Raw genomic sequence first — 12,872 nt, 5'->3', positions numbered from 1 at the left:
TTGGAGAACAAAGCATAGTGACGCGACCCTGAATCGCGTCATCACGCATCCCGCGCACCGGACCGACCGCGGACAAAATCGATATGTGTCTGCATCGCGGTGCGCGCTTCTTCCGGGTTGCGCGTGCATATCGCCTCGCAAAGCGCCTTGTGCTGCAGAAACAGAACGTCCGACGCCTCTTCGTCGTTTTCACGCAGGCCGGTGCCGCTCGTCGCGATATGTTCGCGCAGCATGCCGATCACGCTCGCGTGCAGATGAAGGAACATCGCGTTGTGCGAGGCGCGCGCAATCGCCTCGTGGAAGCTCGTATCGGCCCGTGCTTCGGCCGCCATATCGTTCGCCCGGCGAGCTTTCTCCAGGTCGCGCAGGAGCGCGCGGATACGCTTGCGGTCCTCGGCCGTCGCCCGCAATGCGGCGAAATAGGCCGTCGCCCCTTCGAGGACGCGGCGAAATTCGAGCATGTCGTCGCGCAGTACGGGGTGATCGGCAACGAGCTGCCCCCATGGCGAGGCGATTCCCGTCCGCAAGCGGTCCGTCACGAATACGCCCGCTCCATGTCTCGCTTGCACGAGCCCGCGCGCCGCCAAACGCTGGATTGCCTCGCGAACCGTATTGCGCGATACCGCATATTCGCTCGCCAGCGTGCGCTCGGCCGGCAGACGCGCACCGGCAGGCCACGTGCCATCGATCAAGGCCGTCTCGAGCCGACGCATGACCGCTTCGACACGTCCGCCTTCTTCGCCTCTCATCATCGTTCGGTTCCCACCGTCGCTGAGCCGGCCGAAACGCCGGAATCCAAATGTCCGTCACGCAGGCCCGCGACCCAAACTGGTCCAACCAATTTGTGCGTGAAGCCCGTCGACAGGATTATGCCCGGATCGCCGCACCCTCTCATCGCGCCTCAGGGGCGCAAGCGGCGCGATGGAGAAAAGCATGCAGGAACGGCAATACCCTTCGGCCACGCCCAAGGACATCTATCTGTTCGCGACCTGTCTCGTCGATCTGTTCGTCCCGCAGGCCGGCCTCGATGCAGTCCGTCTGCTCGAGCGCGAAGGATTGACCGTGCACTACCCGCGTGCGCAAAGCTGTTGCGGACAGCCCGCCTACAGCAGCGGCAATCCTGAGCACGCGCGCGAAGTAGCGCGCGCGCAGCTGGACCTGTTTGCCGAGCCATGGCCGGTCATCGTTCCTTCGGGTTCATGTGCGGGCATGATGCGCCATCACTGGCCGAAGCTGTTCGAAGGCGACCCGGAGGCGAGCGCGAAAGCGCGGGAGCTCGCGGCGCGCATCTACGAGCTCGGCGAATTCCTGCTGAACGTGGTCAAGCTCGACGTCACCCGTTACCTTGCTACCAAGCCGACGCCGGAGCGCGTGGTGCTGCACACTTCCTGCGCGGCACGGCGCGAGATGGGCACGCGTCAGCACGGCGTGGCGCTCGTCGATGCGCTGCCGGGCGTCACTCGAATCGATCACGAGCGCGAGTCGGAGTGCTGCGGATTCGGTGGCACGTTTTCGCTGAAACATCCCGATATCTCGGGTGCGATGGTCTATGACAAGATCGCTTCCGCTTGCGCGACGGGCTGCGATCGCCTTGTGTCGGCCGACTGCGGCTGCCTGCTCAACATCGGCAATGCCGCCGCTTTTCATAGCGCCCCCCTACCGGTCGAGCATCTCGCGAGCTTCCTATGGCGTCGCACGGGCGGCGCCGGCACGGATCAGCGCGACACGGGAGAAACGGCATGAGCGCACTCACCGCACGCGAACGAATCCTCGGCCGTCTTCGCGCCGCCGCGTCACAGCCCGAAATTCAAGTTACCGAAATCGACAAGCGCATCGACGCGCACTACGGCGAGCGCCGCCGCGCAGCCGGCCCGACATCGAAGCGCGAGCTGGTCGAGGCGATGCATTCGTCGCTGAAAACCGCGCATGCCGACGTATGGTGTTCGAGCGCAACGTCGTGGCCTGCCGAAATCGCTCGACGTCTGGCGGAAAATCGCGTGCGACGGCTGCTCGTCGACAAAGGCAGCCGCGAGGGCGCCGCATTGGCGCACGCGCTGCCGCCAACTGTCGAAGCGCTGTCTTATGACCGGCCGATCGAAGCCTGGAAGCGGGAGTTGTTCGAGACTGTCGACGCGGGTTTCACCGTCGCGCGCTCGGGTATCGCCGCAACGGGAACGCTCGTCGTTGCACCCGATGCCGGCTCGCCGCGCACCGCTTCTCTCGCGCCGCCCCTCCATATCGCGCTCGTTCACGAACGTACGTTGCACCCGGACCTGCATGCGGCGGCGCAAGCGGAGCGCTGGCATGAAGGCATGCCGACGAACCTCGTCCTTGTTTCAGGGCCGTCCAAGACGTCCGACATTCAGCAAACGCTTGCCTACGGGGCACACGGCCCCCGATGGCTATGGGTCGTCATCGTGACCGAATCGGTCGATAGGGAAGGAGACCACCGATGAGCACGAGCCCGATGCAATTCGTTCCCGCCGCGGATTTCAAGGCGCGCGCACGAGCCGCACTGGACGACCCGTTGTTGCGCAAGAGCATGCGCGGAGCGATGAACTTTCTGCAAACGAAACGCGCCGCGCAGTTTCCCGATGAAGACGAACGCGAAGTGCTGCGCGACCTTGGCGAAGCCGTTCGCCGTCACGCACTCGCGCGCTTGCCCGAATTGCTCGTGCAACTGGAGACGAAGCTGACGGCCGCGGGCGTCCGCGTCCATTGGGCCGAAACGAGCGAAGAAGCCAACGCCATCATTCATGACATCGTGGCAAGCCACGGCGCGCGCCGCGTCATCAAGGGAAAATCGATGGCGAGCGAGGAGATGGAGCTCAACCATTACCTCGGCGAGCGCGGCATCGATTGCCTCGAGTCCGACATGGGCGAATACATCGTGCAGATGGCAGGCGAGAAGCCCTCGCACATCGTCATGCCGGCCATCCACAAAACGCGCGAGCAGATCGGCGAGCTGTTCGAAGCGCATATCCCGGATACCTCGTATACGGAAGACGTCGACGAGTTGATCCAGACCGGCCGGCGGGCATTGCGCGGCGCATTCGTTGAAGCCGATGTCGGCATCTCGGGCGTCAACTTCGCGGCGGCTGACACCGGTACATTGTGGCTCGTCGAGAACGAAGGCAACGGCCGGCTTTCCACGACGGTGCCCGCCGTGCACATCGCGATCATGGGCATCGAGAAGGTCGTGGCGAAACTCGAGCACATCGTTCCGCTCGCGAGCCTGCTCACACGCTCGGCAACCGGGCAGGCGATCACGACCTACTTCAACTTGATTTCCGGCCCGCGACGGCCCGGCGAGCTCGACGGCCCGCGCCAAATGCACCTCGTGCTGCTCGACAACGGCCGCACGCAAGCCTATGCCGACCAACAGTTACGCGCGACGCTGCAGTGCATTCGTTGCGGCGCATGCATGAACCACTGCCCGGTCTACTCGCGCATCGGTGGGCAAGCGTACGGCACGACCTACCCTGGACCGATCGGCAAAATCATTTCCCCTCATTTGCTGGGGCTCGACGCGACCGCCGATTTGCCGACAGCCTCGAGCCTCTGCGGTGCCTGCGGCGAAGTATGTCCCGTTCGCATACCCATTCCGCAATTGCTGGTGCGGCTGCGGACGGAGGCAAATCGCGCGCCGGATGAGCAGGTTGCGCACCCGCTGCGCGGCCAGGGCGCGAACCATAGTCGCGGCGAGCAGCTCATCTGGCGATTCTGGAGCGGTGCGTTCTCGCATCCGCGCGTGTATCGATTCTTCCGCTGGTCGGCCACGCGGCTGCGCGCCTTGACGCCCGCGCGGCAAATGGGGTGGACTCAGCATCGGCTGCCGCTGAAACCGGCTCCGCGCAGCGTGTCCGATCTGCTGCGCGAGCGCGGGCAACCGGAATGACGACACGGCCCGCAATCAGTTAGCACCACGAAAGAATCGCCACCAGTCATCGTCATCGGCGCGCTAAGCGCGGACCCTGTCAACGGGGCGGCGGCTTTTTCGCAGGCAGCGGCTGATCGAGGCCGGGTTCCGCCGGCGCGGGGATAGCATCACCGAGCGGCTCCGAAGTTTCGGCCGGTGGCGCCTCCGTCGGCTCCTCCGGACGCTCGCCCGTTTCGTCGGAAGTCTCGTCAGGGTGCGTTGTCGGTGGCAGTGGCCGATCAAGGCCCGGCTCCTCCGGCGCGGGCACGGCGTCGCCAATTGGCTTGGGCAGATCGGTGGGGCGTTCTCGCGGCGCCTCGTCAGGCGCTTCGCTTTTGTCGGGTTGTCTGGTCATGGCAGTCATCTCCCGATTGCCAATGATGCCCGCGGGTCGGGAAGCATCGGTCGCGTCCGCATCGATGTATGCGGACGCCAACCAATTTACATTCCGTTGCCCGCGATGTCGAATCCGGGGCCGAACGGAAGCGGCTCAGCGCTTCTCCGTTAAGATCCCAACAGCCCGGCTGCGATATTGACGCATAACCCGAGCACCGCCGCATTGAAGAAGAACGACAGGATCGATTGCGCGAGCGCGGTCCGCCGCGCCTCCTTCGAGCACACCGTGACGTCGGACGTCTGAGACGCCACGGCGATCGTGAACGAAAAATAAAGGAAGTCCCAGTAGTCGAGCTCGGGGTTTTCTTCCGGAAATTTCAACGATGTCTTGTCGCCCGACTGATGGTAGTAACGCGCATACTGCAACGTGAAAATCGTCGGAATCAGGAGCCATGTGCCCACCATCGTCGCCCCTGTGAGCGTGTAATTCACAAGCGCGGCGCGGCCGCCGAGTCCCTTCGCCTGCGAGAGTTCGACGACGATCGCGACGATACTCGCGACGGCCGCGATCGTAATGATGGTCAGCATGGCCGTCGCGCCCTCGTCCTCGCGCTCGGCCACACGCTGCACTTCGGCCGGGCTCGCCTTCGCCATCCTGAACCAGATCAGGATCAGAAAGACCCACATGCAGCTGTCCCATGCCAGCAGCGCGTGCTGAATGGGACGCAAATGCCAGAGATCCAGAAGGTAGACGACGACACCGAAAATGAGACCGATGATGAAGCGGGGACGATTGGAGAAGAATCGCTGCGTCGCGCTCATTGTGCTCATCGAGTGTCTTGGCCTTAAAGCGTTATGGCGCCACCCCGCGCACCGCAACGCATAAAGAATAAAGCGAGGAGTTCGCCGTGATGAAAAGGCGATTGCGCAGCCGTCCGCCGAATGTCAGGTTGGCGACGACGTCGGGAATCAGGATCTTGCCGAGCAGCTCGCCCGCGGGCGAGTAGCAGTGTACACCGTCGAGGGCACTGGTCCAGACGTTGCCCTGCTCGTCGATGCGCATACCGTCGGGGATGCCTTCCTGAATCTCGGCGAACACGCGGCCATTGCGCAACTTGCCGTCGACGACATCGAATACGCGGATATGATGCGGCCCGTTCTCGAAGTGCGACGCCCCTGAATCCGCGATGTAGAGCCGGCTCTCGTCGGGGGAGAATGCAAGACCGTTCGGCTTCACGAAGTCGTCGGCAACGAGCACAGCCTCGCCGGTGCCGCTTTTCGGCTGCACGCAATACACATTGCATCGGCCGATCTCGCTCTCGGCCCGGCCCCCTTCGTAGTCGCTGAGGATGCCGTAATCGGGATCCGTAAACCATACCGAGCCGTCCGATTTGACGATGACGTCGTTCGGCGAGTTGAGCCGTTTGCCGTCATAAGCCGAGGCCAGTACGGTAATGCTGCCGTCGTGCTCGGTGCGCGTGACGCGTCGCAGGCCATGCTCGCATGTCACGAGCCGCCCCTCATGGTCCCGCGTATTCCCATTCGAAAAATTGGAGTTCGCGCGAAAGACCCCCACTCCCATGCCCGGCACCCACCGGAGCATGCGGCTATTAGGGATGTCGCTCCAGACGAGATAGTCGCCCGCCGGGAAGTAGACGGGGCCCTCGGCCCAAAGGCATTCGCCGTAGAGCTTTTCGAGCGGCGCATTCGGTTGGATCAGCGCGCGAAAGCGCGCGTCATGCACTTCGAATTCGGTCTTGTTCATGGGTGAGTTTATTCGGACTGCCTTTTGGAGGAACACCGCGCGTGGCGAGATTTTAATCTTATTACTGTGCAATTTGTCATTGCACCACGGCGAACCTAGAGCGATTGGGCGAACTCAGGCGAACGAGCGGCTGGCCGCCGCCGCGCGCTTGCGCAACCAGTTCATGCAGGCGAACAAAGCGATGGCGAACGCCATCAACAGCGTGGCCACGGCCAGGATCGACGGATCGATCTGGTCACGGATACCGCTCCACATCTGGCGCGGCACGGTCCGTTGCTCGGGCCCGCCGATAAACAGAATCACGATCACTTCGTCGAACGAAGTCGCAAACGCGAAGATGCTGCCGGTCGCGACAGCGGGAGTGATCAATGGAAGCGTGACGCGCCGGAAGGTCACCCAGGGTGGAGCCCCGAGGCCCGCCGCGGCGCGAAGCAAAGTTTGATCGAACGAGAGCAGCGATGCCGTCACTGTAATGACGACGAACGGCGTCCCGAGCGCGGCATGGGAGAGCACTACGCCCGCATAAGAATTCACGAGCCCTAGCGGCGAAAAAACGAGATAGAAACCCGCCGCGACCACCACGATCGGTACGATCATCGGCGATACGATGATCGGCATGACGATCGAGCGGAACGGAAACTGCGTCCGGCTCAACCCGAGCGCGGCGAGTGTGCCGAGCACCGTCGCGATCAGCGTTGCGGCCGCGCCGATGCCGATGCTGTTCGCAAACGCCCGTTGCCAATCCGGTGAACTCAGCGCCTGCGCATACCAGCGCAGCGAAAAGCCCTGCATCGGGTAGGAGAAGAACGAACCCGAGTTGAACGACAGGGGCACGATCGCGAGAATCGGCGCAACGAGGAAAAAGAAAATGATCGCGCAATGCACGCGCAATCCGGCGCCAGCGATGCGCTCCGAAAGTAGCCGGGTCCGTCCGTCTTTCATCGGGGTCCGCCTGTTAGTAAGCGATAGGAATGATCGTCGAGTCTTGCCGCCGCCGTTAGCCGAAGCGCAAGCGGTCGATACCGACCAGCCGGTTGAAGATGAAATAGAACACCGCCGTGAAGACGACCAGATAGCACGACAGCGCACCGGCGAGGCCCCAGTTGAGCTGATCGTTGGTTTGCGATGCGATGAGCTGGCTGATCATCTCGTCCCCGGCGCCGCCGAGCAGGGCCGGCGTGATGTAATAGCCGAGCGCGAGCACGAACACGAGAAAACATCCGGCGCCGACACCGGGCAGCGTTTGCGGAATATAAACGCGCGCAAAAGCCTCCGCCGGGTGCGCACCGAGCGATTTCGCCGCGCGCATGTACACCGGGGAAACGTTTTTCATCACGGAGTAAATCGCGAGGATCATGTACGGCAGCAGGATATGCGTCATACCGATCAACACTCCTGTGCGGTTGAACACGAGCGGTAATGGATGATTGACGAACCCAAAGCTCATCAATGCGCTGTTGATGACGCCACCGGGTTGCAGCAGCACGTACCACGCAGTCGCGCGCACGAGCAGCGAGGTCCAGAACGGGATAATCACGAAGAGCATGAGGCGGTTGCTCTGCTTTTCCGGCAACGTCGCGAGCAGATACGCCACCGGGTAGCCGAATAAAAGGCATAACAGCGTGACGGTCGCGCTGATCGTCACCGTGCGTCCAAAGGCTGCGCGATAGACGGCACTATCGGCCGCGACGGGCGTCACCGAGCCATCGGGCCCGACCTTCGCATCGACGGCGTTCAGCAAATAGTCGGGTGTCGGCGAGATGGACGCACGCTTGAGCAAGCGCCACGTTTCCGGCGCGTTCCACCGTGGGTCGAGCTCGATCAGCGCGGGCTTCCATTGCGCGAAGGTCTGCGCACGCGTGGCGCGCGCCGTCTTGAAGAGCAGGCTGCGGAACTCCGGCTGATAAAAGTTCATGCGGCGCGCGATGTTGCCGAGCTGACCGTTCTCGCCCGCATCCTTCAGGTCATGCACCAGCGCGGCAAATGCGGGCTCGCCGGGGACACCCACGCCGCTCCACCCGGCGAGCGCCGCGCTCAGCTCAGGCATGCCGACGCGCACTTCGGGGTTTCGCACGCTACGGCCGAGCAGGCTCGCAATCGGCGCGACGAACGTGACCAGCAGAAAGACGAGCAGCGGCAATGCGAGCAGCAGTGCGCGCGCCGCAGTCTTGCGGCGCGCGGCGCGGAACGACTCGCGGTCCGCGGCCTGCGGGCCGCGATCAAAACGAACGGTGGCGGGCAGCGGCGTGTTCATCGCATTCCTGTCTCTCCGATCACGATTTTTTCCGGCGGACGTGACTGCCTTATTGCGTCAGCCAGTTCTGAAACCGCTTGTTGATCGCATCGGCGTTGTCCGCCCAGAACGTTGCATCGATCTGCAGCGGACGCTTGAAGTTGTCCGGCGCCGTCGGCAGATCATTGAGGCGCGCCTTGTCGATGAGGGCAATAGCGTCCTTGCGCGGCGGCGCATAGGCGATGTACTTCGACAGGTCGGCATACGCCTGGGGCGTCGAGGACGAGATGATGAACTTCTGCGCCGCATCGGCATGCTTTGCGCCGTTGACCACCGCCCACCATTCGTAGTCGTAAACCTGCGCATCCCAGACAATCTTGAACGGCTTCTTGTCCTGATGCACTGCATTGTCGATGCGACCGTTATAAGCCTGCGTCATCACGACCGCACCGTCGGCAAGAAGCTGCGGCGCCTGCGCACCCGCCTCCCACCAAACGATGCTCGACTTGATGGTGTCGAGTTTCTTGAACGCACGATCGACGCCGGCAGACGTTCCGAGTACTTTATAGACATCCTTCGGGGCCACGCCGTCCGCGATCAGCGCCCACTCCATGGCCACCTTCGGTGACTTGCGCATTCCGCGCTTGCCGGGATATTTCTTCAAATCGAAGAAATCGTTGATGGTCGTCGGCGCGCTCTTCAGCTTGCTCGCGTCGTACGCATAAACGGTGGACCACACCATCGCCGCGACCGCGCAGTCGCTTATCGAGCCCGGCAGGAAATCGCTGGTGTTACCCAGCAACTTCTTGTCGAACTTTGCGATCAGGCCTTCGTCGCAGGCGGTGATCGCATCGTTGGTTTCGAGATCGATAAGATCCCAGGTCGGATTCTTCGCTTGTTCCATCGCCTGCAGTTTGGCGAGGCCGCCGTCGTACGATTCGGTCGCGAACTGGTCGCCGGTCTTCGCCGTGAACGGCTCGAACCAGGCCTTTTTCGCGGCGGCTTCATAGGCACCGCCGAAAGTCACGACGGAAATGGTCTCGGCCGCATGAGCCGCGACCGCGGCAAATAAACCAAACGCGCAGGTTGCGACGGTGGTCCGGAATGACGGGATAGTTTTCATTTCTAGTTGGCTCCTGCGATGAGTGGCGAGGCGGGTGAGGAAGCGGAAGCAGCGGAGTAGTCGGCGCCGTCGGTCGATGCGGCGGCATGCGGCGTGGCCGCCGCGGCGGGCAGCACCTTGCAGTCGTCGCGGCGCCAGGTGACGGCCGTTTGACTGCCGAGCGCGGGCAGATCGTGGCGCTCGGTGTTCGGCACCTTGACCACGACGGTTTCGCCATGGCCGAGCTTCAGATGCACGCGGTGATGGTCGCCGCAATAGACGAGTTCCTCGACGAGCGCCTGCACGATGTTCATGCTCTGCCGTGCCGCTTCCTGGGTGGCTTCGGGCGTCGCCGCGATATGCGCGCGCTCCGGGCGCAACGCGAGCATCGCGGTATCGCCGGTGGCGAGCCCCGCGCCCACACGACCATATACCGTGCTGCCGTCGCGCAGTTGCAGTGCGGCCCATTCGCCGTCGCCCACGAGGACGCGGCCGGTCAGTCCGTTGTTCTCGCCAACGAAGTTCGCCACGAACGCATTGGCCGCGTTCTCGTAGAGCTCCGTCGGCGTGGCGGCCTGCTGAATGCGTCCGTCGGAAAACACGGCGACCCGATCCGACATCGTCAATGCTTCGTTCTGGTCGTGCGTCACATAGACGATCGTGAGCGAGAGCTCACGATGAAGCCTCATGATTTCGTACTGCATGCTTTCGCGCAGCCGCTTGTCGAGCGCACCGAGCGGCTCGTCCATCAGCACCACGCTAGGCTCGAAGACGAGCGCACGGGCAAGCGCGACGCGCTGCTGCTGGCCGCCCGATAACTGCGCCGGCCGCCGTCCCGCCAGATGCGACAGCTCCACCATCTCGAGCGCGCGCTTAACGCGCGTCTTCTGCTCGCCGCGGGCAATCTTTCGCACGGACAACGGAAACGCCACGTTCTCGGCGATCGTCATGTGAGGGAACAGCGCGTAGTTCTGGAACACCATCCCGATGTCGCGCTGATGCGGCGGCTTATTGTCCAGACGCTTGCCGGCGAGGCGAATCTCGCCGCGCGTCGGCGATTCGAATCCCGCGAGCATCATCAGCGTCGTCGTCTTGCCCGAGCCGGACGGCCCGAGCAACGACACGAACTCGCCTCGCGCAACGTCGAGGTCGAGCCCTTCGACGACGTTCGCTACGCCGTCATACGACTTGCTGACGCCCGAGAAAGAAATGAACGGATCGCTTGACATGAGAAGGTCGGCGGTTTGTTGGCTGTTCATACGCGGCGACGTTGTCACATTGCGCCAAGGCGGCCCGCGAGGTAGCGCGCGAAGTCGTAGTTAGGCCGCTCCAGCGGGCTCAGGCGGCCCGGCTTGGCGAGCGGCGCGTGCACACCGCGAAACACCGCCTCGACACCGCGCCGGTCTTCGGCGTTCACTTCGTCGAGCAGTGTCTTCAACGTCGCCATGTAGTCGGTGGCTTTAGGATCGTCGATGAATTCCGGCGCGAGTCCGCCGCCGAATCGAATATGCACTTTCCCTACGCCCATCGGTTGCAGTATCAGATACCAGAAGTAGCCGGGGGTGAGCGTGACGAGATGCGTCGGATAGATCGCGAGCAGTGCAGTCGTGCGGCGCCAATGGCCTTGCAGGCGCTGGTTGGCCGGATGCGCGTTGCCGATCGGCAGCGTCGCTTCCTTGGTGATCCAGTGATAGTTGAACGCCCGGTGGCCTGGCGGGCACTCCATTTCGTCGAGCTTCGAGTGCGGACCGACGGTCGCGCGATGCAGCATCGGCAGGTGATAGCTTTCCATGAAGTTTTCCGCGAGGATCTTCCAGTTGGTGTCCCACACATGCTCTTCATGGAAAGTCTCGACGTAATCGGTCATGCCGTACGGTTCGATGAGCGCGCTCAGCTCGGCGAGGTGGGCGGACACGGGCGGCGCATGCTCGTTCAGCGTCACATAGATCCAGCCTTGCCACGTTTCGCAGCGGACGGCGGGCAGCGCGTAATGCTCTTTGCAAAAGCCCGGCTGGCGATCCATCAACGGGGCGCCGGCAAGCTTGCCGTCGAGTGTGTAGTTCCAGGCGTGATACGGGCATACGATGCGATGCACGTTGCCGCGCCCTTCGAGCAGCACCGACATTCGATGCAGGCAGACGTTCGAAAGCGCACGCAACGCGCCGTCCGTATCGCGCAGCACGACCACCGGCTGGTCGCCGATGCGCGCCGTCAGGTAGTCGCCGCTCTGAGCGAGCGCGCTCACCCGGCCCACGCACAACCACTCGTGTTCAAACAAATCACGCTGCTCGAGCGTCAGGAACGCTTCCGACGTATAAACGCCAGGCGGCATCGCTCGCGCATCCTCGAACGGGCGCTCGCAGTTTTCGCGCAAGGCGCGGACAAGGTCGAATCCAGCGTCCGGCGAAAGAGGAAAGGCTGCCATGCGGGCCTCCTGGCGGTGCGTGCATGCGATGAGCACCAATCTAACAATCCAAATTACTAGGTAAAATATTGTTTTTGGATGCATTGAATAGGCCGAGCCTATGCGGAGCCTCCGGAGCCCGTCAGACGTGCAAACGGCGGATGTAGCTCTCGCAAAACGTCGAGAAGCGCTTGACGACCTCACGCGGCTTCACGGCGCTCGGCAATGCAATGCCAAGGTTCGTTGCATTGACGTTCTCCTTGAAACGCTTAATGACGAAGTCTTCCCCGTCGACGGTTCGGCTCGACTTCAGCGGGAAGTTCAAAATGCTGTAGCCCAACCCATTGGCCACCATGCCACGCACGACTTCCGGCTGTGAAGAACGGAAGGCCGCGGTCGGACGGCTGCCGACCGCATCGAAGAGCGCCGAGAAGTACTCCCGGCTATGCGGAAGGTCCAACATCACGTACGGCTCCGAAAGCAGATCGGCCAATGACACCTTGCGCGCCCGTGCAAGGCGGTGCGTCTTGGGCAGAATTGCATAAGGCGGCAGAGAAAGAAGTGGGGTAAACGCGATGCCGTCGCTGATATCGAGACTGTACGTCAGCGCGATATCGAGCGAGCCGTCGCGCAGTCCGTTCAGCAGCGTGTCCTGATGGCCCTCGGTAGTGCGAAAGGTGATCGCCGAGTGGTCCTGCACGAAGCGGCTGATGATCCCGGGCATCAGCGGCGGGGCAAGCGATACCATGCAACCCAGCGAGATCGAGCCCGACATCCCGCCGTCCATTTCTTTCGCCGCCAATTGCAGCTCTTCCGCGTTCTTCAACAGGTTGCGTGCGTGGCCGAGCAGATCGCGGCCCGGTTGCGTGAGGGAAAGGCCGCTCGCGTGGTGGCGGACGAAGAGCTGCACACCGAACGACTCCTCCAGATCGGCAAGCGCCGTCGATATCGATGGCTGAGAAATGTGCAGCCGCCTCGCCGCGGCGGTAAAAGAAAGCGTCTCCGCCGTGACGACGAAATACCGTAGCTGACGCAACGAATACCGCACCGAGTTGCCGTCCATCTGCGCCCTCCTTGGCCTGTCCGGCCCATTGTCGCTCTCCAATCGGGCGT

General features: G+C 62.9%; 13 protein-coding genes. 3 read left to right on the top strand and 10 right to left on the bottom strand.

Features of this window, described 5'->3' with window-relative positions:
* Window positions 1–41 precede the first annotated feature (41 nt).
* Complete coding sequence (locus AB4Y31_RS21445) at window positions 42–752, bottom strand: FadR/GntR family transcriptional regulator (RefSeq protein ID WP_368675683.1); 711 nt, start codon at window positions 750–752, stop codon at window positions 42–44.
* A gap of 181 nt (window positions 753–933) precedes the next feature.
* Between AB4Y31_RS21445 and AB4Y31_RS21440 the strand changes: the two genes are divergently transcribed.
* Genes AB4Y31_RS21440 through AB4Y31_RS21430 form a run of 3 tightly spaced genes read left to right on the top strand, consistent with a single transcriptional unit; the run spans window position 934 to window position 3,898 of the window.
* Entirely contained in the window at window positions 934–1,743 is an 810-nt protein-coding gene (locus AB4Y31_RS21440) for a (Fe-S)-binding protein (RefSeq protein ID WP_368675682.1), read from the top strand.
* The gene (locus tag AB4Y31_RS21435) at window positions 1,740–2,456 is read left to right on the top strand and encodes a lactate utilization protein C (RefSeq protein WP_368675681.1); all 717 of its coding nucleotides are present in this window, start codon (window positions 1,740–1,742) and stop codon (window positions 2,454–2,456) included. The genes AB4Y31_RS21440 and AB4Y31_RS21435 overlap by 4 nt, the downstream gene beginning before the upstream one ends.
* Complete coding sequence (locus tag AB4Y31_RS21430) at window positions 2,453–3,898, top strand: LutB/LldF family L-lactate oxidation iron-sulfur protein (protein ID WP_368675680.1); 1,446 nt, start codon at window positions 2,453–2,455, stop codon at window positions 3,896–3,898. The genes AB4Y31_RS21435 and AB4Y31_RS21430 overlap by 4 nt, the downstream gene beginning before the upstream one ends.
* 79 nt (window positions 3,899–3,977) lie before the next feature.
* Here AB4Y31_RS21430 and AB4Y31_RS21425 read toward each other — a convergent pair whose 3' ends face one another.
* The 9 genes from AB4Y31_RS21425 to AB4Y31_RS21385 form a co-directional block, all read right to left on the bottom strand.
* Complete coding sequence (locus AB4Y31_RS21425; RefSeq protein WP_368675679.1) at window positions 3,978–4,274, bottom strand: hypothetical protein; 297 nt, start codon at window positions 4,272–4,274, stop codon at window positions 3,978–3,980.
* Window positions 4,275–4,423: 149 nt separating this feature from the next.
* Window positions 4,424–5,077, bottom strand: a complete 654-nt coding sequence (locus tag AB4Y31_RS21420; protein ID WP_368675938.1) for a DUF1345 domain-containing protein — start codon at window positions 5,075–5,077, stop codon at window positions 4,424–4,426.
* A 31-nt stretch (window positions 5,078–5,108) separates the two neighbouring features.
* A complete protein-coding gene (locus tag AB4Y31_RS21415; protein WP_368675678.1) occupies window positions 5,109–6,020 on the bottom strand; it encodes an SMP-30/gluconolactonase/LRE family protein in 912 nt (303 codons plus the stop codon).
* Between the two features lie 114 nt (window positions 6,021–6,134).
* Window positions 6,135–6,962 carry an ABC transporter permease gene (locus AB4Y31_RS21410; protein ID WP_368675677.1) on the bottom strand — a complete coding sequence of 276 codons (828 nt, stop codon included), beginning with the start codon at window positions 6,960–6,962 and terminating at the stop codon, window positions 6,135–6,137.
* Window positions 6,963–7,017: 55 nt separating this feature from the next.
* Entirely contained in the window at window positions 7,018–8,274 is a 1,257-nt protein-coding gene (locus AB4Y31_RS21405) for an ABC transporter permease (RefSeq protein WP_368675676.1), read from the bottom strand.
* Window positions 8,275–8,323: 49 nt separating this feature from the next.
* Entirely contained in the window at window positions 8,324–9,376 is a 1,053-nt protein-coding gene (locus AB4Y31_RS21400; RefSeq protein ID WP_368675675.1) for an ABC transporter substrate-binding protein, read from the bottom strand.
* A 2-nt stretch (window positions 9,377–9,378) separates the two neighbouring features.
* Window positions 9,379–10,584 (bottom strand): ABC transporter ATP-binding protein, encoded by a 1,206-nt coding sequence (locus AB4Y31_RS21395; protein WP_368675674.1) that lies wholly within the window; start codon window positions 10,582–10,584, stop codon window positions 9,379–9,381.
* Between the two features lie 44 nt (window positions 10,585–10,628).
* Window positions 10,629–11,780 carry an SRPBCC family protein gene (locus AB4Y31_RS21390; RefSeq protein WP_368675673.1) on the bottom strand — a complete coding sequence of 384 codons (1,152 nt, stop codon included), beginning with the start codon at window positions 11,778–11,780 and terminating at the stop codon, window positions 10,629–10,631.
* Window positions 11,781–11,901: 121 nt separating this feature from the next.
* Entirely contained in the window at window positions 11,902–12,822 is a 921-nt protein-coding gene (locus tag AB4Y31_RS21385; protein WP_368675672.1) for a LysR family transcriptional regulator, read from the bottom strand.
* Window positions 12,823–12,872 lie beyond the last annotated feature (50 nt).

The sequence above is a fragment of the Trinickia sp. EG282A genome (genome assembly GCF_040965455.1).
GTDB classification, from domain to species: Bacteria; Pseudomonadota; Gammaproteobacteria; order Burkholderiales; family Burkholderiaceae; genus Trinickia; species Trinickia symbiotica.
This window is presented reverse-complemented; position numbering and strand designations above follow the sequence as displayed.